The organism is Paenibacillus dakarensis (genome assembly GCF_001373415.1).
Classification (GTDB): domain Bacteria; phylum Bacillota; class Bacilli; order Paenibacillales; family Paenibacillaceae; genus Paenibacillus_AQ; species Paenibacillus_AQ dakarensis.
This window is the reverse complement of the sequence record NZ_CDSE01000052.1, coordinates 63297-85327: the sequence shown is the minus strand read 5'-3', so window position 1 is coordinate 85327 and position 22031 is coordinate 63297. Positions and strand designations below refer to the sequence as shown.

Annotated in this window: 23 protein-coding genes and 3 pseudogenes; 6 read left to right on the top strand and 20 right to left on the bottom strand. The window is 43.5% G+C overall.

Annotated elements, in window-relative coordinates; all coding sequences use genetic code 11:
- Positions 1 to 16 precede the first annotated feature (16 nt).
- Complete coding sequence (dhaK, locus tag BN1234_RS21970) at positions 17 to 1777, bottom strand: dihydroxyacetone kinase subunit DhaK (protein ID WP_082423216.1); 1761 nt, start codon at positions 1775 to 1777, stop codon at positions 17 to 19.
- Entirely contained in the window at positions 1761 to 2915 is a 1155-nt protein-coding gene (locus BN1234_RS14375) for a glycerol dehydrogenase (protein WP_054957352.1), read from the bottom strand. Before BN1234_RS14375 ends, dhaK begins: the two co-directional genes overlap by 17 nt.
- Positions 2916 to 3140: 225 nt before the next feature.
- Here BN1234_RS14375 and BN1234_RS14370 point away from each other — a divergent pair, with 225 nt between their 5' ends.
- The gene (locus BN1234_RS14370) at positions 3141 to 4175 is read left to right on the top strand and encodes a PocR ligand-binding domain-containing protein (protein WP_054957351.1); all 1035 of its coding nucleotides are present in this window, start codon (positions 3141 to 3143) and stop codon (positions 4173 to 4175) included.
- 119 nt (positions 4176 to 4294) lie between these two features.
- Here the strand turns inward: BN1234_RS14370 and BN1234_RS14365 are convergent, their stop codons facing one another.
- Entirely contained in the window at positions 4295 to 6199 is a 1905-nt protein-coding gene (locus BN1234_RS14365; RefSeq protein WP_054957350.1) for a beta-N-acetylhexosaminidase, read from the bottom strand.
- A 111-nt stretch (positions 6200 to 6310) separates the two neighbouring features.
- Positions 6311 to 7171, bottom strand: coding sequence for a helix-turn-helix transcriptional regulator (locus BN1234_RS14360; protein ID WP_054957349.1), 861 nt, complete (start codon positions 7169 to 7171; stop codon positions 6311 to 6313).
- A 133-nt stretch (positions 7172 to 7304) separates the two neighbouring features.
- On the opposite strand from BN1234_RS14360, the gene BN1234_RS14355 reads away from it, so the two are divergent.
- Genes BN1234_RS14355 through BN1234_RS14345 form a run of 3 tightly spaced genes read left to right on the top strand, consistent with a single transcriptional unit; the run spans position 7305 to position 10168 of the window.
- Positions 7305 to 8369, top strand: a complete 1065-nt coding sequence (locus tag BN1234_RS14355; protein ID WP_054957348.1) for a Gfo/Idh/MocA family protein — start codon at positions 7305 to 7307, stop codon at positions 8367 to 8369.
- A gap of 28 nt (positions 8370 to 8397) precedes the next feature.
- The gene (locus BN1234_RS14350; protein ID WP_054957347.1) at positions 8398 to 9276 is read left to right on the top strand and encodes a sugar phosphate isomerase/epimerase family protein; all 879 of its coding nucleotides are present in this window, start codon (positions 8398 to 8400) and stop codon (positions 9274 to 9276) included.
- A 31-nt stretch (positions 9277 to 9307) separates the two neighbouring features.
- On the top strand, positions 9308 to 10168 hold the full coding sequence (locus tag BN1234_RS14345; protein WP_054957346.1) for a sugar phosphate isomerase/epimerase family protein: 861 nt from the start codon (positions 9308 to 9310) through the stop codon (positions 10166 to 10168).
- A 64-nt stretch (positions 10169 to 10232) separates the two neighbouring features.
- On the opposite strand, the gene BN1234_RS14340 is transcribed toward BN1234_RS14345, so the two are convergent.
- The 11 genes and pseudogenes from BN1234_RS14340 to BN1234_RS14290 all read right to left on the bottom strand — a co-directional run bounded on the left by BN1234_RS14340 (position 10233) and on the right by BN1234_RS14290 (position 16516).
- On the bottom strand, positions 10233 to 10787 hold the full coding sequence (locus BN1234_RS14340; protein WP_306455064.1) for a DUF1697 domain-containing protein: 555 nt from the start codon (positions 10785 to 10787) through the stop codon (positions 10233 to 10235).
- A 64-nt stretch (positions 10788 to 10851) separates the two neighbouring features.
- The gene (locus BN1234_RS14335; protein WP_306455063.1) at positions 10852 to 11049 is read right to left on the bottom strand and encodes a GNAT family N-acetyltransferase; all 198 of its coding nucleotides are present in this window, start codon (positions 11047 to 11049) and stop codon (positions 10852 to 10854) included.
- 81 nt (positions 11050 to 11130) lie between these two features.
- Positions 11131 to 11748 (bottom strand): cyclase family protein, encoded by a 618-nt coding sequence (locus BN1234_RS14330; protein WP_054957343.1) that lies wholly within the window; start codon positions 11746 to 11748, stop codon positions 11131 to 11133.
- 85 nt (positions 11749 to 11833) lie between these two features.
- Positions 11834 to 12205, bottom strand: a pseudogene (locus BN1234_RS14325) (GNAT family N-acetyltransferase); the annotation flags it as partial.
- A 105-nt stretch (positions 12206 to 12310) separates the two neighbouring features.
- Complete coding sequence (locus BN1234_RS14320) at positions 12311 to 12820, bottom strand: HXXEE domain-containing protein (protein WP_054957341.1); 510 nt, start codon at positions 12818 to 12820, stop codon at positions 12311 to 12313.
- A 54-nt stretch (positions 12821 to 12874) separates the two neighbouring features.
- Positions 12875 to 13357, bottom strand: a complete 483-nt coding sequence (locus tag BN1234_RS14315) for an 8-oxo-dGTP diphosphatase (protein ID WP_054957340.1) — start codon at positions 13355 to 13357, stop codon at positions 12875 to 12877.
- Positions 13358 to 13507: 150 nt separating this feature from the next.
- A complete protein-coding gene (locus tag BN1234_RS14310) occupies positions 13508 to 13807 on the bottom strand; it encodes an RNA polymerase alpha subunit C-terminal domain-containing protein (protein ID WP_054957339.1) in 300 nt (99 codons plus the stop codon).
- Positions 13808 to 14423: 616 nt separating this feature from the next.
- Positions 14424 to 14846: a metallothiol transferase FosB gene (gene fosB, locus BN1234_RS14300; protein WP_054957337.1), complete on the bottom strand. Its 423-nt coding sequence runs from the start codon at positions 14844 to 14846 to the stop codon at positions 14424 to 14426.
- A 37-nt stretch (positions 14847 to 14883) separates the two neighbouring features.
- Positions 14884 to 15294, bottom strand: coding sequence for a GNAT family N-acetyltransferase (locus BN1234_RS14295; RefSeq protein ID WP_245640184.1), 411 nt, complete (start codon positions 15292 to 15294; stop codon positions 14884 to 14886).
- Positions 15295 to 15560: 266 nt separating this feature from the next.
- A pseudogene (locus tag BN1234_RS23180) lies at positions 15561 to 15681 on the bottom strand (transposase); the annotation flags it as partial.
- A gap of 40 nt (positions 15682 to 15721) precedes the next feature.
- Complete coding sequence (locus BN1234_RS14290; protein WP_054957335.1) at positions 15722 to 16516, bottom strand: N-acyl homoserine lactonase family protein; 795 nt, start codon at positions 16514 to 16516, stop codon at positions 15722 to 15724.
- A 230-nt stretch (positions 16517 to 16746) separates the two neighbouring features.
- Between BN1234_RS14290 and BN1234_RS14285 the strand changes: the two genes are divergently transcribed.
- Positions 16747 to 17913 carry an MFS transporter gene (locus tag BN1234_RS14285; protein ID WP_082423213.1) on the top strand — a complete coding sequence of 389 codons (1167 nt, stop codon included), beginning with the start codon at positions 16747 to 16749 and terminating at the stop codon, positions 17911 to 17913.
- A gap of 97 nt (positions 17914 to 18010) precedes the next feature.
- Here BN1234_RS14285 and BN1234_RS14280 read toward each other — a convergent pair whose 3' ends face one another.
- Positions 18011 to 18361, bottom strand: a complete 351-nt coding sequence (locus tag BN1234_RS14280; RefSeq protein ID WP_054957366.1) for a winged helix-turn-helix transcriptional regulator — start codon at positions 18359 to 18361, stop codon at positions 18011 to 18013.
- Between the two features lie 336 nt (positions 18362 to 18697).
- Here BN1234_RS14280 and BN1234_RS21965 point away from each other — a divergent pair.
- Positions 18698 to 18939 (top strand): annotated as a pseudogene (locus BN1234_RS21965) (transposase); the annotation flags it as partial.
- 124 nt (positions 18940 to 19063) lie between these two features.
- On the opposite strand, the gene BN1234_RS14275 reads toward BN1234_RS21965, so the two are convergent.
- From BN1234_RS14275 to BN1234_RS14260, 4 genes are all read right to left on the bottom strand, one after another.
- A complete protein-coding gene (locus BN1234_RS14275; RefSeq protein ID WP_054957333.1) occupies positions 19064 to 19705 on the bottom strand; it encodes an HD domain-containing protein in 642 nt (213 codons plus the stop codon).
- A gap of 82 nt (positions 19706 to 19787) precedes the next feature.
- On the bottom strand, positions 19788 to 20636 hold the full coding sequence (locus tag BN1234_RS14270) for a P-loop NTPase family protein (RefSeq protein WP_054957332.1): 849 nt from the start codon (positions 20634 to 20636) through the stop codon (positions 19788 to 19790).
- Positions 20637 to 20692: 56 nt separating this feature from the next.
- Positions 20693 to 21169, bottom strand: coding sequence for a GNAT family N-acetyltransferase (locus tag BN1234_RS14265; protein ID WP_054957331.1), 477 nt, complete (start codon positions 21167 to 21169; stop codon positions 20693 to 20695).
- A gap of 44 nt (positions 21170 to 21213) precedes the next feature.
- Positions 21214 to 21882, bottom strand: a complete 669-nt coding sequence (locus BN1234_RS14260) for an HAD family hydrolase (protein WP_054957330.1) — start codon at positions 21880 to 21882, stop codon at positions 21214 to 21216.
- Positions 21883 to 22031 lie beyond the last annotated feature (149 nt).

Sequence of the window (22031 nt, the reverse complement as noted above, 5' to 3'; positions counted from 1 at the left end):
CAAATACACAACCCGGTTAACGCAATGCTTGATCTAACTGGGTAAAAATAACCCCTAACGCATACGCACCCGCATCGGGATAACCAATGCTTCGCTCACCAACGGTACCCGCTCTTCCCATACGGGCAACAATCGCCTCCGTTTGCTTCGCTCCTTGTACAGCCGCACTCGCCGCTTTCGCAGATGCAGCTTTCATATCATCTCCATGAAGCGCACTGTTTTCCCAAGACTCCGCATAAGGAGCAAGAGCATCGATTAGAGTTTTGTCCCCTACAACCGCACCTCGTCCAAAAGATCTTTCGCCCGTCTCTTGTATCCCTTTCACCACGGAAGACATCATGCCGGCAAACTCGTGTACCGACAATTCCTGTTGATCCCCGGCATATTTGCTGGCCGCACGGAATGCCGATCCCCAGATTGGACCGGAGGCTCCTCCGCAGTGCTCCATAATGATTAGGGAGCAGGCATCTAGAAAGCTTCCAATGTCTGCTGTTTGGCTGCTTACAATGTCTTTCCATTCTGTTTTTAATTGCTTGAATCCCTTGGCCACACTCATGCCGAAGTCACCGTCTCCCGCGTGCGCGTCCAGCTCGCAGAATGGAATTTCGTTCTCGATAATGATTTCACTCATCTTGTCGATCAGATAGATGAGATTATTCAAAGAAAATTTATCATTCTCCACTTTTGCAAATTCTTCATTCGTCTCACAGGCGAAAGATACAGGCTGATCCTCGGCTTGCTCCGACACCACCTCGGTGTAGTTGACCGGTTCAAAAGGCTCACGGACAACCAGTGCCGGCGTATAACACTCTTCACTTAATAGCTGCTTCAGCTGATCGTCAAGCTTCATGATGGAAACCGACGCACCTGCCATATCGATGCTCGTCATGAAATTGCCTACAAACACCTTAAACACCGAAAAATTCCTGGCTGATAATTCACGCATAACGGAGTTGTTCAACAGATACAGCTCCTGCATCGGCGTAGCGCCAAAGCCATTGACCAAGACCGCAACTTCCTTCTCCGAATTGTGGTCCAGCTTCAAATTCTCCAACAGTGCTTTCACCATTCTGTTTGCCAACTCATCGGCTGACACGATAGCTTCTCTCCGGATACCAGGCTCACCGTGAATGCCGACACCATATTCCATCTCATTGTCGCCCAGACTAAATGTCGGGGTTCCCTTGGCAGGAACAGTACAAGAAGTAAACGCGAAGCCAATGCTTTTCGTATGATCTATCGCTTTTTGAGCGGCTGCCTTTACTTCATCCAGGGACAAGCCTGCCTCAGCCGCAGCTCCTGCTATTTTGTGTACCAGAACAGTGCCTGCAACGCCTCTTCTGCCAACGGTATAGAGACTGTCTTCCACAGCAATATCGTCATCCACTTTAACATAATCGACCTGAATGCCATCTTCACCAGCCAGGTGTGCTGCATTCTTGAAATTCATAATATCGCCGCTGTAATTTTTGATAATTAACAGTGTGCCTTTATCCGATGCCGAGGAGCGGATCCCTTGGTACACCTGAATTTGTGAAGGCGAAGCAAACACATCACCGCAGACGGCAGCATCCAGCATCCCTTTTCCGACAAATCCGGCATGCGCCGGTTCGTGTCCGCTGCCTCCGCCGCTGATCAGCGTTACTTTATCTTGGTTGATTTCTTTTTTCTTAATGATCTTATATTTAGAATTAAACTCCAGATCGGGATGCGCCAAGACTAAGCCATTGCACATTTCTCTCACTAGCGTTTCCGGTTTATTAATAATTTTTTTCATACAATTCTCCCTGGCTTTGTTTATATTTCCGGCCGATTTGATCAGCTACCATGATCGCTGAAGCTACGGCTTCCTCCGTAATGGGGAATGGCATCGAATGGATCGATTCTTCTGGAATACAGGCTTTTTTCGCTACAGCCAGCAGTTCTTCATAGGTTACTGTATCCACTCCAAGATCAGGCAGGCATATCGGGAGGCCTACAGCAGAACAGAACGCCAGCACTTCATCCAGCTCTTCCTTATCCGCATTTTCAAGCACCAATTGGCAGATGGTTGTAAAGGCAACTTTTTCGCCGTGATAGAAATGGTGTGCGCCTTCCAGTGTGGTCAGTCCATTATGAATCGCGTGAGCTGCCGCCAAACCGCCGCTTTCAAAGCCAAGCCCGGACAGGAGGATGTTAGTCTCTATAATATTCTCAAGCGCAGGCGTAACCATATTGGAATCACATGCGATTTTAGCCTGGATGCCATCCTTCATCAAGGTTTCATAACAAAACTTAGCCAAAGCCAGTGCTGTATTGGTTCCCTTTGCTTCACCGCACACGCCTTCACGAACGCCGCAGGGCAGTCCCGCATTGACGTTAGAATAGGATCTTGAGGTCGCTCTGGCTTCAAAATATGTGGACAGCGCATCACCCATACCCGCCACCAGGAATCGGGTCGGTGCGTTGGCAATTACCGTTGTGTCAATCATAACCACGCTTGGACTCTGTTTAAAATAAGCATAGTCATCAAACTGTCCATCCGGCGTATACAGAACAGCGGAATGACTGGTCGGCGCGTCAGTGGCAGCAATCGTTGGTACAATAATTAACGCTTCCCCTTCTGCTACGCATTTCGCGGCATCAATGGCCTTTCCTCCGCCCAAGCCAATCGTACAGGAGCAGGAATGTTCTTTCGCCAAAGCCTGCAATCTATTAACTTCCTCACGCGAGCACTCCCCTTGGAAGTTGCTCTCAATCAATTTGATGTTGAATTTATCTATAGTAGAATCGAGTTTGTGTTTGACACGTTTTACATCGTCCGGATGAGCAATAAGCAGAGCGGAATCACCGAATATCTTAACAAAATAACCTAAATTCAACAGCTCATTCTCACCCTGAACATATTTCGTTGGGCTGATAAACGCTTTTCTCATGGATCAATTCCTCCTTATGCATTCTATATAAATATTCTAATCTGATACAGAAGTGGAAACATTGGACAATACCCCTGATTTTAAGCGCTTTCAGATGGTGTTTCTTTGTCATTTGAACCAAAAATAGAATAATCTTGTCTTCCAGCCTGATAATAATAGTATAATTAGAGTAAAAAAATGCTATGCAACAGATTGCCAAACACAGAAATGATGGAGGTATCGTCAATGAATTCGATATTTCATTTAGATAAAATTATAGATTTGGAGAAGTGGCATAAGCTGCAGGACTCTCTTGCGTTAGTAACGAAAATGGCGATTATCACCGTCGACTATAAAGGGGTTCCTGTGACCAAGCATAGTTACTGTCAATCCTTCTGCCAGTCTGTTCGTAAAGACCCGTCACTATCCCCATACTGCCAAAAGTGTGATGCCCGGGGCGGGCTGGAGGCTGTACGGCTGAATAAACCGTATATTTATATGTGCCACTTTAATATTGTTGATATTGCTATTCCAATCATTGTCGACAACCAGTATATCGGTGCCATCATGGCGGGACAAATCAAGCTGCGCGACTCCGATCAGCCCCAGCAGCTTGAACAAATCGTGACCCGTCCGTCCAATTCCGAAACCAACAAAAAGTTTAAATCACTGAAGCAGGACTACCTTGCCCTGCCGACCTTGTCCTATGAAGAAGTAACAACCATCGCCGATATGTTATTTCACCTGTGTAACTACATGGTTGAGGAAGCCATAAACAAGAGTACTACCATCGAAATATATAAAAAAGCCCTGTCTATGGATATCCACTCCCCAACTCCGGACTCCATCAGCCCTTCCGATCGTAACTATCGGAACATTCAAGCGATACAGCATGAGCTTTCCAGTACGCTGATAGAAAATAAAATCCGAAAATTCACATCCAACGAGTTTCGTTCTTCCAATCATCTGCTCCAGCCGGCCTTTGACTATATTTATCAGCATAAGAGCAAAAATACGACTTTAAGTGAAATGGCCAAGCTGTGTCATATCAGCCCAAGCTATTTCAGCAGGATATTTGTGAAAGAAACCGGTGAAAACTTCTCTGTCTTTGCATCACGGCTCAAAATTGAATGGGCCAAACAGCTTCTTGAAACAACGGATCTATCCGTCAATCAAATCGGTGATGAATTAGGATTCTGTGATGCTGGCTATTTTATAAAAACCTTTAAAAAATTCGAAGCGTTAACACCTGCTGTTTACCGGACTGTTTATCAGGAATAATATTCAGTTCTTTGTCTACACAGCAAAAAAAAGAAGATTACCCCTCCTGCCGGGTAATCTTCTTAATCATTCCAATGCAAAGCGGGACTTTGCCTTTTTAAGGTACGCTTGGTTTATCCTTATGTCAAAGCGTTCGCCGTCACCGTACTTTGATAGGATGCATTAACGTTCAGCGGAGCTGTCGGTATTCCGGTCTGGTCATAGATCAGCCGTGCTTCTTCAAGCTCTTCAAGAGTATTTACATGTCCATTCACATAGTCCATCAATCGGTCGCCTGCTGATTGAATCCGTGCTTTCAGGCCGCCATAACGAATATCAAGCACTTCCCAGCCGAACGCTTTGTACGTCTGCATCCAGGCTTGACGATGTACGATTCTTAACGCCTCAACGCGGCGAATCAATTCAGGTAACTCGTTCACAGCAATCGACTTCAGATCCTCAACCATGCCTGTGTCATAGCTGCGCTTGATTCTGACCCCAAGCGTTCCTTTTACAGACAACACACCGGCCAGCTTCTCATAGGTTTCAAACAGCGAATTGAAAGGAGCAGGCAGCTTCTCTTTCACCTGATGCCACTTTTGCTCCATATCCGCATAATAACCCGGCAGCATTGCCTCGGTATCCGGCTTAATATGAGCATCGAATAACCCGAGCAGCAGATCCTGCCACAGCAGGAACTTGGATGGATTGGCCATCCAGTGGTTGCCTTCGTCTACACCCGGAATTTCATCCATATATTTTAGCGAAACCAGAGGTTCAAACAGGTCGAGTCCTGTACACGCTTTGAGACGCTTTGCCAGATGGGCATCATCTACATCATCTCTATAACCATGCTCTGCGAACAATTGCAGACCGGCCAATATTACGAGATGATTCGTTTCATTTCCGTTATCTCCCCATGCCGTGGCAAGAACTTCCCGCAGCCCTTTGTTCTTCGCAGCCCGTAGAGCAGGCTGGCTCGTCTTCCACGTTTTGCCGTAATTCGGTGCAATCGAGTTCCACATATGGATTCCGCCTGCAAAAATCGGCTTCGAGCCGAATTTCAGATGCATATCGTATATTTTTTCATAGCCTTGTTCATCGCCCCGGCCGTAATCCCAGTACACAAACTCCACGCCGTCCGGAATCTTGTCCATATTCTCGTCCGAGAAGTTAGCATTTACGTTATACAAATGCCCCTGATAATCGTTAGAGAGCAGGTTGAAATACATATCACTCCAGATCATAGGCCGCAGCTTATACTTTTTCGTAATATCAAGCACCTTGGACACGTGCTCGTTCATGATTTCGAAGCGGTCACGGAATCCATGCTTTCTTAAATAGCTGCCGAGCCCCACCTGGAAAGCTTCGTCCATTCCAATATGGATACGTTTTGAACGGAAGGTCTCTGCGGCTGCACGAATCATCTGCTCAATGAATTCGTACGTCTTCGGCTCTCCTGCCAGTAAAATATCATTATGGTCCTTCATATCCCCGGCATAGTTCCATTTCAAGGCATGATGAAGATGACCCAGTGTCTGGATGCAGGCTATCATCTCAATCCCGAACATATCTGCATAATCATCACACTCGCGAAGCTCATCCTGGGTGTAGCGCCCCCGCATGTATCCGAAGTAAGGAAGCTCCTCAACCTCATAGGTGTCCTCTGTATACATCATCAGTCCGTTCATACCCATCACAGCCATATACCGGATAAATTGCTTGATGGTTTCGACTTTCATTACACCATTGCGGGAGGCATCCAGCATTGTACCGTTAAAATCAAATCTCGGCAGCTCCGAAATTTCAAAAGTATCAGATTCCTTGGCATGCTCCACAAACAATCCCAGTGCACGATAAAAGTGAATTTGGTCCTGGTACCGAATGCTTCCGTGATCTCCGCTCCGGGAAATCATAAGCGGCCCTTCACCTTGGGTAACCTCTACAGTGACACCGCCTTGTTGAAGCTGAATACCCAGTATATCGGCGAGCTCAGCTGTTCCCCGGGCCAAGCCCTCTGTTAATCCCTGAAGAAAAATATTCATCTCGATTCCTCCGTCTATCTGACTATACCTGTAACTTAATCAATACAAGCAAAATTGGCAACCCTTACTATATTAGATGATCACCCATAATAATCAAGAAATAAAATTTCTTTATTGGCCAACACGATCACGATATGTCTTGGGGGAGATGCCTGTAATTCTTTTAAAAACACGGGAGAAATAGAAGGAATCTTTATATCCGAGCGCTTCGCCTACCTCTTTTACCGTCATCTCTGTATTGAGCAAAATATTTTTCGCTTCCGCTACCTTAAGCCGATGTAAAAATTCATTCAGCGGATATCCCGTATAGTCATGAACAATTCTCCGGAGGGTTGATACTGAAATATGATGCCGTAAAGCCATGTCGTACGGATCAACCTGTTTATCAAGTGACTGGGAGAGATCGTCGATGACCTTCAGAACCAGACTTCCCTGATTGTTCATCTCGATACGATCAGATTGAGACACCAGGTCATAAAGAAATGACTCTAACATTAAAGCAGCCCGGTCCATATTACTCGGCACACCGCTGTCAATAAGCATAAACATCATTTCCATCCGATGAATGAGAGAATCGTCAAATGCTGCACTTTTGACAAGTTCAGGATATAAGAGCCAGTGTGCGAGCCACTCCTGAACCCGGTATCCATCCACGGTAAAATAATATTCGTCCCAGTACCCTTCTTTATAAGGACCATAGTTGAAAGAAGCACCCGGAAAAAGACAGAACCAGCTCCCGGCCTCTACTCTCTGTATCTCGCCGCCGTTCACCTGATAATATCCGCTTCCGCCTGTGATCATAACAAACGCCCAATCATGAAATTCTGCACTAGCCCGCTGCATGGTTCGCCCTGGCAAATGGCCGGCATTAATGACGGCTAAGGATTTGATCTTCTGTTTGCTGGAATCCATTCTGGGATTAAAGACCCTAATCGGATGAGAACTGATCATATAGTCCATGTATTTTGTCATACAGCACATTCTCCCTTTAAAACAACTATGGTAAATTATATTTGCTTGAATAAATATAACATATCTGCGTTTTGTATATCCTGTCAGAAACAGTAAAATGAGGCGTAGATAACGAGAGGGTGTAAGCGTAACCATGAGCAAAATTAAAGTTGGTGTGATCGGCTGCGGCTCGATCTCCGAATCCCATTTTCATGCTTATCACAGTAATCCTGATGTAGAAATTATTGCTGTCTGTGATTTGAAAGAAGACAGAGCCCGTGCAAAGGCAGAGAAATACAACGCAGCTAACGTATATACAGATTACAATGAACTGCTGGCAAATCCTGAAGTTCAGGCAGTCAGCGTCTGCACCTGGAACAACACACACGCCGAGATCAGCATTGCAGCTCTTCGCGCAGGAAAAAACGTATTGTGTGAGAAGCCGCTCTGCAAAACGGTGGACGAAGCACTTGAGGTTGAAAAAGCTGTACGTGAAACAGGCAAGTTCCTGCAGGTTGGCTATGTACGCCGCCACGCTTCAAACATTGCCGTGTTGAAAAAATTCATTGATGCCGGCGACCTTGGTGAAATTTATTTTGCCAAAGCAAGTCTCATTCGTCGTCTCGGCAATCCAGGCGGATGGTTCTCAGACAAAGAACGCTCCGGCGGCGGACCGTTGATTGACATCGGTGTCCATGTGATTGACCTCTGCTGGTACCTGATGGGCAAGCCAAAAGTAAAATCGGTTAGCGGCAATACATACAACAAGCTCGGCAACCGTTCACACATCGAAAACTACGACTTCTATAAAGCCGCAGATTATGATGCAGCTGCTAATGTTAATACAGTTGAAGATATGGCCAACGTACTTATCCGCTTTGAGAATGGTGCGTCCCTTATGGTCGATGTAAGCTTCACTCTACATGCCAAGAAGGACTCAGGAATGATTAACATTTATGGTGATAAGGGCGGCGCTGAAATTGAGCCGGTACTCTCCATCTCTACCGAGCGTCATAACACCATTATCAATATCGATCCACAGCTGACAACACCAGGCTTTGATTTCCAAGGCGCATTCAATAATGAAATCAACCACTTTATCGACAGCAATCTCGGAAAACACGAAACGAACAGCCCTGTTGAAGACGGTGTTGAAATGATCAAGATTCTGAACGCAGTGTATCAGTCCGCCGCAGAAGGAACCGAAATCCGCTTCTAAATCAACTGAAAAGGAGGCTTATGCCGCTATGAAATTGAACAATAAAATCGGTGTCATTGTAGACAGCTTTGGGGTCGGTGTCATGGAGGGCCTTAAGAAAGCGAAGGAAGTTGGAGCAGACGGCGTTCAAATTTATGCCGTATCCGGTGAGATGGACCCTGCTGCACTTTCACAAGCCAAACGCAAAGAGCTTCGCAGTTATATTGATGGACTCGGGCTTGAAATCTCCGCACTTTGTGGTGATTTGGCTGGCCACGGATTTCAGGATGGTGAAGCCAACCCTGAAAAAGTTGAAAAGTCCAAGCGAATCCTTGATCTGGCTGTAGAGCTGGGCAGTAATGTTGTAACGACTCATATCGGTATTGTACCTGACGACAAGAATGGCCGAATCTATGATTCAATGCAGCGTGCTTGTGAAGAACTTGGCGTTTACGCCAAGAGCATGAATGCTTATTTTGCAATCGAGACAGGTCCAGAACCGGCAGCACATTTGAAGAGCTTCCTTGATACGCTGAGCACGAACGGCGTTTCGGTCAACTTCGACCCGGCGAACATGGTTATGGTTACAGGAGATGATCCGGTGGAAGGCGTCAAGCTGCTTAAGGATTATCTGGTTCATACTCATGTTAAGGATGGCAAGCGCCTCCGCCCTGTTGACCCAAGAGACGTATACGGATATCTCGGATACGGTGCGATGGACCATGAGAAAATAGCTGAAATGGCATCTTCCGGTGCTGCATTTGAAGAAGTACCGCTCGGAGAAGGTAAAGTTGATTTCCCTGCCTATTTTGCAGCACTTCAGGAAATCGGATATAACGGATACTTAACAATTGAAAGAGAAGTAGGAAGCAATCCGGAGAATGATATCCGTAAAGCCGTTGAATTCATTAAATCTTACCGCGGCTAAATGAATGAACATCTGAAGGAGGCTAATCAACATGAAATTAGGAGTCAGTTCTTATAGTTTATTCCAAGCCATGCATGCAGGCAGAATGACCATAGAAGACGTGATTGAATGGGTAGCTGAAATTGGCGGGCAGCATATTGAAATCGTGCCGAATCTTGGCTTTAACTTCAATAGTAACCCTGAGTTGGAACAGAAAATCGTAGACAAGGCCAAATCTGTAGGCATCGATATTTCCAACTATGCTATCGGAGCGAATTTCATCACGGAAACCGAAGAACAATATGAAGCGGAAATCTCCCGTGTAATCAGCGAAGTAGATCGCGCTTATCGTCTGGGCGCCAAGCTCATGCGTCATGATGTCGCTTCGAGACCGGACACTTCCATCGCTAACTTTAATGCGGATCTGGAGAAGATTGCACTCGCTTGCCGCCGAATTGCCGACCATGCCAAACAATACGATATTACAACCAGCGTTGAAAACCATGGCTACTATGTTCAAGCAAGCGACCGTGTTCAAGCCTTGATTCATGCAGTAGACCGTCCAAATTACAAGACTACACTGGATATCGGTAATTTCTTATGTGTGGATGAGAATCCGGTTTCTGCTGTGAAGAACAATCTGAAATACGCTTCTATGGTTCATATCAAAGATTTCTATGTTCGTCCGTCTTACCGTAATCCAGGTGAAGGCTGGTTCACCAGCTCAGGCGGTAACTTCCTTCGCGGAGCCATCGCAGGACAAGGCGACCTCGACATGTATGAAATTTTGCGGATCGTGAAAGCGTCCGGTTATGACGGTTGCATGTCCATCGAGTATGAAGGCATGGAAGAATGCACAAAAGGTACAAAGATTGCTTTTGATAATGTGAAGCGGATCTGGAACGAAGTTTAATTGATTTCACAAGGAAATGGCGGTGCAGACAAAAATCTGCATCGCCACTTTTTGATTGGGAACGTTATTTTTGATTCTCCATCTCTTGTACTAAAGCAACAAGCTTATTCATCGTCTTCCAGTTACGTACGGTTACGGGAACCCCAAGTTTATGTAAACTATTCGCCAGCTTAGAATTTCGTACACTCTGATCAAATAGCAGATATATCTCTGCTCCTTTGATAACATACTTGTCATGATCATTCTGATACGCACTTAACCGCTCTATCCCTTCAAGAGCAGGTTTATCCTGAAGCATTCCCACATACATGCATTCTTTATCCGATAAAGCCTCCACTGCATCGATTTCCTCTTGGGAAAAGGGATTGCCCGCGACAATTTCTCTCAGTTCTGCTGCAGTTCTTAATATGACATCGACTTTAAATCCGAAGCCCTCTTCAATTCCGCTTTCAATTAGGGTTCGCAAATCCCCTATCTTCTCATCTGATCTAAACAGGACGTTCCCGCTCTGAATGTAGGTCTGGACGCTATTTAACCCCAAGCCTTCAAACACCTTCTTTAATTCCGCCATCTTGATCATGTTCTTGCCACCAACATTAATGCCTCGTAATAACGCGATGTAGATTGTTATGTTAATCAGCCCCTTTGTAAGATTGCTGCCGTAAAGCAGGAGATAAATACGTCTATACTACTTGCGGCCTTCTTACCATAAATCGTTCCGCTTTTCGCATAAATCCATACTGTTCATATAACTGGTGAGCATCTGCTGTACCCAGAAATCCGGATAAGTTTTTCAGATCATCATGCTGTATGACGCTTTCTACCAGCCTTTTGCCTATACCTTTTCCACGGTACATTTCATCAATCACAACATCGCACAGTCTTCAAACTGTTGATTCATCACTTGGTCTCCTCCTCGTCAATGACCTTTTATCCTTAGAAACCTTGTCTCTCCTCCTGAATCAACCCTCCAAACGGGCAATCACTCGGGCAACGGAAGAATCCGCTTTGATGCTAAGAGGCAGTGCTATAATTTCAAAAGATTTCTTATTTAACAGCTGCTCCACATTTGTCAGGTTTTCAATGATAAGAATGTTATTATTGAACAGAAACTTATGAATTTCATAAGGATAGCGATCAGGTGAAGGTGTATCCAAACCAATCATTTTAACCTGCTTTCGGACTAACAGCTCCGCAAAGTCCATAGTTATGACCGGATAATCCGTAAAATACAACGGTTCTCCGAAATGCTTGCTGTGACCCGTATGTAGAATTACAATTTGATTTGGCTTGATTAAATCCTCGTACTCACTTTTATACATAATCTCAGTCTGATTAGATACATCCAGCAGGCATCCTTCACCGATAAATGTCTCCAAGGGAATTTCATTTAAATATGTGTTTGAATCCGTAAGATGCATTGGGCCGTCAATATGTGTACCCGCATGCATGTTAATATTCAGTTGATGATTACTATAATGATCGTTCTGAAAAACTTTGGAGTGTTGTAATGTGGTCTCTTCATCCCCCGGAAATACAGGCAGCCTATCTTGTATCGTATGAGTAAGATCGATAATCATTTTGCTATCTCCAGCCTTCCTGATCAGTTTTTATAGTTTACACACTATAAAGATCTATAAATAATTTTTAAACGAAGAATGCCTTCTAGATTCTCTGATCTCTGAGATGATCGTCATAATCACTTTTTAAAATCGAGTACATTTTTTGATCCGTAAACACTCCCTTGATCTTCAGCTGCCCACGTAAGACCCCTTCCAGCTTCATTCCAAGCTTCTGCATCGCTCGTGCAGACCCAGCATTATTGTAATTGCATCTTCCTTCGATTCGATGGAGCCCCATCTTTTCGAACCCGTACCGGATCACTTCTCTCGTTGCTTCAGTAATGATGCCCTTGCTCCAATACTTACTCGCTATGGCAAAACCGATCTCCGCATGGCTATGCTTTACATCCCAGCTAATCAATCCGGTTCTACCTATCAATTTTTGATCCGGCTTATATATAATTCCCCAGCGAAATGCTTGTCTCGATTCGTATTAATCGCTCGGTCTCAAATACGGGTGGTTCTGAGAATAGTATGTCAATATTCATCATGATCCTCCTGATAGAATGAAGATGCGACTTTACCTCACCAATTTCTTTCCAAGCTCATGGCCAAGCAGCACGATTGGGATCATCAACAAGCCGGCAGGAATACTGAGAAGAACTTCACTCCAGCTTACTAACTCTTCGCTCAGCATTCGGTTATACATATACAGCGTATATGGAAGAACACAGAGCACTGCGGTCACTACGCCCGGCGTGTACCTCTTCAAGTACAGGGATTGGCCTAAATGTGCAAATACATGTAGGAAGAACAATGTGTTAAAGGATAAAAAGTAAAAATACACTTCATGCTCTGCGGCAAGATAAGTAAACGGAATAAAAACAATGAACTCAAGCAAAACAGCAAATGCAAATTGGCCGCTTGTAATATCAAACATCTTTTCGAGTGATTTCTTCATTCGATTAGGTACCTTATGTATAACATCATCTTTGTGTTTCTTAAGCCATGTCTCAACCCATATAATTTCTTCAAGGTCATGCAGCATAAAGGCAACAATAAATAACCAAATCAGAGTTTGTATGCTCATACCGATTGACCAGCCTCCACCATTACCCGCATTTTTCGAGAATTAACAAGCTGCTTATATTCGTTTTACTGATTCTTTAATAGTTACTTGGCTTTCCTGATCATAGATTTCATAGATCTCAAAAGTTCCTTCCTCAAAAAATAAAGGGAATCTTCGCTTAAACCAATCCTGCATCGGATAATGCATGGCCTCTGTGATCGGAATCCATTCCAGTTCTCCTTCAGGAGGATTATCCAGCAGCTCCCCTTCGAATGAGGTGGCCAGATAATTGAACACCATGTACCTGTAATTTTGCTTCGGATCTACGAACTCATCGAGACCTTTGTACACTAGCTCCTTCACCCGTAATCCTGTTTCTTCCCAGACCTCTCTGATAGCTCCTTCAGTTAAACTCTCTGGAAATTCCACTTTCCCGCCAGGCCCAATCCATCCTGGAAATCCCCTATTCTGAGGCCTGTTCACTAACAGCACTTTATCCTCATTCTTTACTAAACACATGGTGTACATTGCAACTTTTATATCCTGCGGATTCTGCATCGTATAATATGACTCCTGTTCTGAAGAAATATGTCTGTTATGCTTGTTTTATGTGTGGTTCACTTCTCATTAAGGAATGACCTTCCACACATTATTTCCTGTCGGTATTTCACCCAATGTCCACCATTCTACTTCACATTATAAGACACCTTATTCTTTCAAATTGAAGGAAAGGCCTTGTTCGCTCAATGCCGTTCTAAGCTTGGGTAGGGATGCAGGACCCATGCCGTGAAATTGCAAAATTTCTTTTTCACTATACTTGGAGAGTTCTTGAAGTGAAGTTATTCCCTCACGCTCCAAGGCTCGTCTTGCCGGTGCAGAGAGATTGGAGAGGAATCCACTGCCAGGTTGGCGTTCCTGCTCACAGATTGGACAAGTTGGACAATCACTGCTTTTGAAATAGGTATGCCCTTTGTTGCAGGTTCTCCGTTCTCTGTCTGAATTAGACATTATTGCAATCCACCTTCCCTACGATATATTTATATTCGCTTACTAGACTGTACTCTCAAATCTAATGGTCTTCATGTTTCTCTGGAGTTGATTACTGCTGTCCATAAGAGATCTAATCTTGAAATGATTTCTCCTGATTTTCAAGCTGCTTCTTATGAACGACATAAATGCTTCCTTGTCCAAATAGAAGCATGATTAAAATAATGCTTATGATAACCAACATAACTTGCAAGTCTCCTCACTCTGGGGTCTTTTCACCAATAGCTCATATTCTTTAACCTGAGCATAATAATGCATATTAAATAGATGAAACATGCATGGCCAATGATCGCATACATACTAGAAGACACCAACATATAAACACCATAGGGAATACTCCATAATAACGAAATGATCAAGATCAGAACTTTTTTTTTATATAATCCAAAGAGAAATAGCAGCGAAGGAAGCAGAATCATGAACAATGAGTGTAATAAGCTGATCTTATTCATACCCCAAAAATAAGGTTCATTCCACATCAGTAAAATTGCAAAAATAATTGATATCCAACAAGATAAGTACCCCATGGACTTAATACGAGCTACTGTTATTCGCTTCCCCATAAGAACTCCTTTTATTATTCATAAAACCTCATGTGAGGTTTGTGATTCCTGTAATATTCCAGCCTGTCTTCTAATTGTCCTGTATGCAGTTCAAATTTATGGCCATCCGGATCTGTAAAATAAATCGAACGCTTATCTTTCTCGTCCCTATCTCTGCCAGATGGAATATTCACCTTATGTTTCTCCAAGTTACTCTTCCAGCTTTCAAAATCTTTATCAAGCACGGAAAACGCCAAATGAGTATAAGAATATTGGATTTCCTCCCTCGGTATATCCTCCTCTTCATTCAGTGCAATCCATAGACCATTTAAGTCGAAGTAAGCAAGCTTTCTACCCACCACTAATGTTTTGGCTTTAAAGACGTCTTCATAAAAGCGAATGGATCGCTGTAAGTCTGACACAGAAAGACATATGTGATTAACACCTTGGATCTGCATGACAACACTCCTTATTCATCATTAAGTATGGATTTCATCACATTTTCTCATATAAATTAGCACTCCAGCCTTGCCCATCTATTCTTCGTATGTATTTGAATCCTTGATCAATATAGTATTGATTAAGTCTGGCGTTCTCAGCCATACAATCAAGTCTTGTTTTAGTCTTTCCATTCTGTTTAATATGCGCTTCTGCAGATCTTAATAGAATATCTCCAATTCCTTGACCCTGATAATCCCTGGTGACGGCGAGTCTGTGAATATATCCTGCGTCTGAACTGTCTAGCTCATTCCAAATAAATGGGTCTGACCAGGTTAAAATATATGTGCCTACAATTGCGTTATCTAACTCAGCAAGATATACATGAGATCCATTCGTCATAAATTCACTGACTTGATTTAGATCAAAATTCTCCGGTCTCCACTGATGAATCCCTTTTGAGTTCAACCATCTCGCAGACTTTTGCCACAGATCTAATACCGTCGAGGCTTCGTTTAGTAACGCTAGCCTGATACAAATTTAGACAGAGGGACGCTACTGACGTTTTCAGGTCCAACTAATTCAGTAACTATGGAAGCCAGCACACTTTCCGAGATTCACTTCAGAAAGCTTTTCATATACACCCATTTTGTTGTATAGAAAGAGTCTTCCGTCTCTTGTTGAACGCACATGGCAACGCCTGTGAGGGATGTGATAGCTTTTGCTATTGTCCGTTCCGGATTATTCGCAGTCAAACTCATGGTCATTATGAAAATAAATCGCCGGAGGGGAACGTCCACGTTTACTAATCTTCATCTGTCCAGTCCATTTGCCCGAGCTTAGTCTCAACCTGTTTCATCATTCATAATTCTTTCTGCACGTTTTCGTTTATTACTTAATAGATACCTGGCAGAACAGCCGGGTCATGATTAGCAAAAGCCCCCACACAATCTGGCCGTTCTGCAAACTTCTGCACCCACTGCAGGGACTCTAGAGCCAGCTTCTCGTCAAATGTATTGCCAGGCAATACTAACTCCTTCCATGATTTTTCTGCATATCCGACGTCGGATACAAGCAGTAGCCAGCCCCCTTCTACACGTGCCAAAACGGATACGTGCCCGGCGGTATGTCCAGGTGTATACACCAGAAAGACGAGACCATCTCCAAATAAATCTTTCCCCAACTTGTACGGTCCATAGGGGATCGGCTCAAGCTCAAATGGCTCAAACGAGATTCCCTGATACCATTTTGCCTTATAGCTCGCCACATGCTTCCATTCGAGTTCACTCACCAGAAATCTCTTCGCTCCGATTAGTAGCTGGAGGCCGCTGATATGATCTTCATCGAGGTGTGTCATGACGACCATATCCACATCCGCAGGTGTCAGCCCCTTCGATTCAAGCTGCTCTCTAACGGAGCTCCCCACTGGTGAGCGATATTCAATAAACTGGTACAACTCCTCGCCAAAATGTTCTTTAGGGTTTGTTCGAATATCCTCATGCCAGCCAGCATCAACTATGACTCGCCCTTGTGGATGCTCGATCAGATAGCTGGAGACGGGCACTAATTGCTGATACGCCTCTCCTCTTTGATTAACAGGCGGAATCACATTCAGCTCCTTAAATGCGAGCGATTGATCATACTTCAAATCTCCTGTGTGCATCACGTGTACTTTTACAACTTGTTCCATGTGTATCTCCTCCATTGTGTCATTGCTCGTCATAACCAAGCGTTAACAATACTATGCACGATCATGCATGAGAACGGAAGAACGCACTTTTTTGTAATATTGGAACCAAGAAGTGAAATAATCACCAAAAAGTAACTTCATCACAAAAAAGTGCCTTCTAGGCAAACAGAGGGAGCTATGACACAATTCGTAGAGCAGGTAATACATCACGTACATATAATGGAGTGATCATGATGAAAGTAAACAAGGATACCCGTGATTTTCTCAGCATTGTCCCCGTGCTCGGATTCGGTGCAATTCTGGTTGTATCGTTAATGTATGTGACCATTCCGATCATCCCCGCACTAGCCCAAGAGTTTCATGCCTCTCCCGGTCAAGTCGTATGGGCAGTAAGTGTCTATGGATTTGCCTATGCCATCGGGTGTCTTTTGTTTGGCATAACTTCAGACCGTTATAGTCGGATTATGGTTTTGAAAATCGGGCTTGCAGCTCTGGCGGTCTGCACCATTGCCGTTGCATGGAGTCCCTCACTCCACTGGTTAATCGGATTACGCGCCGTGCAAGGACTCATTGCGGCTTCATTCCCTACGGTTACGCTCGGTTACATTGGGGATGTCATCGCCGAACGTTTCCGGCCTCTTGCGATTTCGATCATAAGCAGTAGCTTTCTTATGTCGGGGATATTGGGTCAACTGTTCGGACAAGCAATAGAGGATTGGCTCGGCTGGCGCGGGATTTTCGAGCTTTTAGCAACCGGTTACCTAATTCTGGTCGCCGTTACTATCTATCTGCCGAAGGGCACAAGCCCCCCCTCTGGACATTCACTACCCTTCGTGCTACGCCGAACTGCGGGATTGCTCCACTCACCTTCTATGCTCTTGTCGTTTGCCGTCTCGGCTACCGTCCTCTTCAGCTTCGTTACTATGTACTCAGGGCTGAGTGCATATGTATTGGAGAGATTCGACCTACAAGGAGAGGGGCTAATGTGGATTCGCATTGCGGGCATACCTGGTATTATGGTGTCTTTAATAACCGGAATGCTTGTTAGAAGGTTCCATTCCAAAAGCATACTAATCATTGGCTTTGCAGCAGCAGGTGTTGGTTTGGCTGGGGAAGCTCTTTCCGGATCATTGCCGCTAATGGTCTTGTTCAGTATTTTATTCGTTACAGGTATTGCAATCGCGAATCCAAGCATTATCGTGATCATTGGTCAATTAGGGGGTGAATCGAGGGGAAGTGCTTTTGCCATCAACGCATGTGCGGCATTCGCAGGGGCCAGCCTGGGTCCGTTACTGGCGCAGTCAATCGCTTCTTTCGAGCTACTATGTGCCGTATTAATCGTGATCCTGCTCCTTGCGTCGGTCACCGCCCGATACGGAATACCCTGCAGCAATTAAGTTCATTTCCGTACAAAATCCGCAAAAAAACACACCTGAAACTACCGTCTGAACCTACCAAGTTTGGCCGGCATATGTGGAGTTACAGGTGTACTCGCTATTCGTCCTGATGGATGAGATTTGCTTGATCCTGCAAGTATTTCTCTCCCCAATCACACATCACGCTCAGTATAGGCTTTAGCGACATCCCCAGCTCCGTCAACTCATAGATTACTTTTGGGGGAACCTCGTTATACACCGTTCTTGTTACGAGGCCATCGCTTTCCAGCTCTTTCAGTTGCTGAATGAGCATCTTCTGCGTAATTTCAGGCATCGCCTTTTTTAACTCATGGGTTCTTTTGTGTCCATAAGTTAAGTGGCAGATAATAAGAGTTTTCCATTTCCCGCCGATGAGATCGAGCGTCGCTTCCACGGGGATGTTATAGGTTTTATTTTGGGTACGGGTCACCTGAATCACCTTCCTTGCTATCTTCTTGACGTTAGCATGCCGCCAAAGCCCCAGCATACCTCATCAATCAATCTTGTGCTCGTGCCTGGGCTCACGACATGCTCTTTCTGTTCCTTGCTGGCATCCTTCGTAATTAAATCATAATTTCGACATTCACCAGTATTCCCCTGCTACTTATGGATTAATATTTCTAGAAAGAATTGACTCTAGTATGGCATATTTCATAAAATGCAGGCTTAATTACTTTATCATTCTTGTTTAATAAAAAGACGAGAGTAAACTCTGAACTGAACCCCAAATAGTGGACACTTTAAAAAAAGTGGACCCTATTCGGGGGCAGAGCGTTCCAGATTAGAGCCTATGATTAAAGCAGCGCAGACTATCAACAAACACCAATCCGGTATCCTTCGCTGGTTTACAGCCGTATTACCAATGGACTACTTGAAGGAATCAATGGTCTGGTTCAGGCAGCTAAACGCCGGGCAAGAGGCTACCGAAACGTGGAGAATCTGATCGCGATGGTCTACATGACAGCTAACAAGACAAAACTACCAGCACTCACCGCACGAAGAAGCTGAGTGTGTCTTTCCCCCTTCTCCTTTATACCAATCTTTTAAGAAACTCGCAGACTCATACGTTTCTCTGAAACCTCTAATTGTTACATTTACCCATCAAATAGAGCGAAGAGGCAATTTCTTTATACTACAAGTCTTCTAACTCCCATTCCCTATAAAACTGCTCCAAATATACTTCTATAAAGCGATGTCTGCTCTCAGCTATTTCCTTGGCTTTATTCGTATTCAGTAATCCTTTAATTTTCAGCAGTTTTTCATAAAAATGATAAATCGCTGTTTTATGATTTGATCGATAATCCACGTTTTGAAAATCCTTTTCAGGAAGATGGAGCAGCTGTCCTTTTATTCCCGAATACAGAAATGTTCTAGCTATTCCTATCGCCCCAAGCGCGTCTAATCGGTCTGCATCTTGAACTACTTTGCCTTCAATCGTTTCCATTGGAGGGTTCTTTCCGCCGTTATAGGACAAGGTAGAGATGATCGTCATGATTTCTTGAATCATGCTATCCTCAACGCGCTGCGTAATTAGCCAGCTCCTTACTTTATACAGCCCAATCTCCTTGGACTCATTAAGTTTTTCATCTGCTACGTCATGTAGTAAAGCAGCTATTTCACAAATAAAAAGATTAGCCCCTTCGTGCCTGGCCAGTTCCAATGCAAGCTTCCGAACACGATGAACATGCCACCAGTCATGGCCACTCGGGTCAAATTCTAATTCTTGCTTAGCAAATTGCTCAGCCGCTGCGATAATAAATTCTTCACTTTGCATTATTTTCACCTCATTGAAAACGCCCCAACCATAGATACTTTATCTTTAGGCTGAGGCGTTGATGTGTTGAGCTATCCCATCATTATACCTGTAAAAAACCTCTTACTTTCACCAAAGCTATATTCCAATCATATTCGCTATTATTAATAATCAATTTATCCAGGTTTAAATGATCCATGATACGAAGTTCATATCGTTTTCTTGCATCCATCACTTTACATAAGCCGTCGAAACCTTGATACCCCATATCTTTTCCATACCCTTGCTGTGTAAAATACCAAATAACATGCTGCAGCCATTCTTCTGACCTTTCTTCAATCACTCGGCTAAGTGATTCTTTAACATCGTCCTGATAAAAATATATGAGTTCAGGGTTAAGGAGTTGGGTCATTTGCTCTATCTTCTTGATAAATGCAGTTATTTTGTCTTCAGGTTGATTGAACCTCCCAAACATAAGCGTAACTGGATTTTGAATAAAACAACATTCTAGGATTATTGTCTCTTGTGTATGCTCAACTTGCCGTGTGAAGTCGGACCATTTATCAAGGATTAACTTCTCGTAAATCTCTAGCGACAGGTTATAAAGATCGTATTTACGCAGCTCATTAATTAATTCAGACGCTTTCTCATATAATATTTCTTGCTGCAGCTTACCGTAGTAGATTAGTTGATGATCTGGAACAGAACTTATAGGACTAGCGAACTTCTCAACTGTTTCAATATGATCTGGAAATCGTTTCTTCATATTTATGTACTCTTCTTCATTTAAGCAAGCGACCGATTCATAATCGGCAGGATGATTCAGATCCCCTTCGAGATACAACCGACTAGGTATACCTATTGTTTCAAATATCTGTTTAATGTATTGTGCTGTTGAGGTTTTCCCTGATCCGGGGATTCCTTCAACGAGAATTAATCTTGTGTTATTCATGCAGGGTGCTCCTTAGTTTCATGTTTCCAGTTCTTTCAATACTGGTGATCATAAAATCATTCACTCAAATTTTTCTTATAAAATACTAATGTCATTCTATCGTTAATTGGTTTTTCTTGACCCGTCTGTTGATAGCCTAGCTTTTCATAAATATAACAAAGCTTATGGTCTTGCAGTATGGTAACCAACTCCCAGACCTTTGCATCGTTATATATTTCTTCTACGATTGATAACACATGCTGGGCAATTCCCTTACCCTGATATTCTGGCAGTATGAATATAGGACTGATCTTGTAAGTGTGATTATCTTTACTAACAATTCGTATTGCACCAACGGAAGTGTCCATATTTTTGATGATGTAATATTCCGTATAGAATTGATTTAATCGATCTACGATCCGTTCCACAGATTCATTAGCAGGACTGGTTTCGTGATCCTGATATGTGTCTAACAGCGGCTTAAAGGCTTTGATCTGCATTTCATGGATGATAGCTGCCTCATTTCGTCCTGCCTTGAATAAAGAGATGTCCATTACGTCCCCCCTCTAGTAACAACATCATGTTCTATTTATATTTATTAGTGTTTTTCATAGTCACTTAACAAAAGTGCACTTACCTCATTCAGATCTTTACACACATAATCCGGTAAAATCCCTTCGGGCAATGTTTTATTCAAACGATTGAGCCACACCGCTGTAATGCCCAGATTCTGAGCACCTGTGACATCACTAAGTAATGAGTCCCCAATATGAATAACCTCATCCGCTTTCAGGTGACTTCTCTTCAGTGCCTCCTGAAACAATTCAGGTCTAGGTTTGTAGGACTTTACATCTTCGCTTGTGAGGATATCGGTAACCTTTATCTGGTGGAAATGTACAGCTTTCAAAATATCACTGGTATCGATGTTGGATAATATGTATACAGGGATTCCCTGGAGGGTCTGAAGAAAAGCTATGGTATCCGAATATATTTTAGGCTGGATCCAGTGTTCAAACTGAACTTGAATAAGCTCTTCCGCATTGCATTTGGATTGATATGTCTCTATCGTCCTGGCCAGCGAAGCGATCCCAATTGTTCTTTGTGATTGAAAAGAATCCCCATAACTATTCTTGAAAATACCAGAGAATTCCCTCCACCAGCAGCTTCCGATTTCCCTTATATTATAGTCCTTCTCATTCTCTGAGTTTTCTTTGATCTGATTGCAAATCAACGGAATAATCTCATCATCTTCATGAACCAAGGTCATCTAATAATAACTTTTTTTGTTCGTACCAGGTATCTATTTCACAAAGAAAATTTCCTAAAACTTGTAAAAATATGCTATAAAGATACTAATCATAATGGTAGAATAAGGATGTGTTTGCATGAATCTGAAAGACAAACTGGGGAGGACCT

Coding starts and splice junctions, on each gene's coding strand:
- BN1234_RS14365 (WP_054957350.1), bottom strand. CDS start 6,199: ATGAATATTTTTCTTCAGGGATTAACAGAGGGCTTGGCCCGGGGAACA.
- BN1234_RS14270 (WP_054957332.1), bottom strand. CDS start 20,636: ATGAATAACACAAGATTAATTCTCGTTGAAGGAATCCCCGGATCAGGG.
- BN1234_RS14315 (WP_054957340.1), bottom strand. CDS start 13,357: ATGCAGAATCCGCAGGATATAAAAGTTGCAATGTACACCATGTGTTTA.
- BN1234_RS14360 (WP_054957349.1), bottom strand. CDS start 7,171: ATGACAAAATACATGGACTATATGATCAGTTCTCATCCGATTAGGGTC.
- BN1234_RS14265 (WP_054957331.1), bottom strand. CDS start 21,169: ATGGACATCTCTTTATTCAAGGCAGGACGAAATGAGGCAGCTATCATC.
- BN1234_RS14320 (WP_054957341.1), bottom strand. CDS start 12,820: ATGAGCATACAAACTCTGATTTGGTTATTTATTGTTGCCTTTATGCTG.
- BN1234_RS14260 (WP_054957330.1), bottom strand. CDS start 21,882: ATGACCTTGGTTCATGAAGATGATGAGATTATTCCGTTGATTTGCAAT.
- BN1234_RS14290 (WP_054957335.1), bottom strand. CDS start 16,516: ATGGAACAAGTTGTAAAAGTACACGTGATGCACACAGGAGATTTGAAG.
- BN1234_RS14350 (WP_054957347.1), top strand. CDS start 8,398: ATGAAATTGAACAATAAAATCGGTGTCATTGTAGACAGCTTTGGGGTC.
- BN1234_RS14285 (WP_082423213.1), top strand. CDS start 16,747: ATGATGAAAGTAAACAAGGATACCCGTGATTTTCTCAGCATTGTCCCC.
- BN1234_RS14375 (WP_054957352.1), bottom strand. CDS start 2,915: ATGAGAAAAGCGTTTATCAGCCCAACGAAATATGTTCAGGGTGAGAAT.
- BN1234_RS14345 (WP_054957346.1), top strand. CDS start 9,308: ATGAAATTAGGAGTCAGTTCTTATAGTTTATTCCAAGCCATGCATGCA.
- BN1234_RS14310 (WP_054957339.1), bottom strand. CDS start 13,807: ATGTCTAATTCAGACAGAGAACGGAGAACCTGCAACAAAGGGCATACC.
- dhaK (WP_082423216.1), bottom strand. CDS start 1,777: ATGAAAAAAATTATTAATAAACCGGAAACGCTAGTGAGAGAAATGTGC.
- BN1234_RS14370 (WP_054957351.1), top strand. CDS start 3,141: ATGAATTCGATATTTCATTTAGATAAAATTATAGATTTGGAGAAGTGG.
- BN1234_RS14275 (WP_054957333.1), bottom strand. CDS start 19,705: ATGCAAAGTGAAGAATTTATTATCGCAGCGGCTGAGCAATTTGCTAAG.
- BN1234_RS14330 (WP_054957343.1), bottom strand. CDS start 11,748: ATGATTATCGATCTTACTCATACGATACAAGATAGGCTGCCTGTATTT.
- fosB (WP_054957337.1), bottom strand. CDS start 14,846: ATGCAGATCCAAGGTGTTAATCACATATGTCTTTCTGTGTCAGACTTA.
- BN1234_RS14355 (WP_054957348.1), top strand. CDS start 7,305: ATGAGCAAAATTAAAGTTGGTGTGATCGGCTGCGGCTCGATCTCCGAA.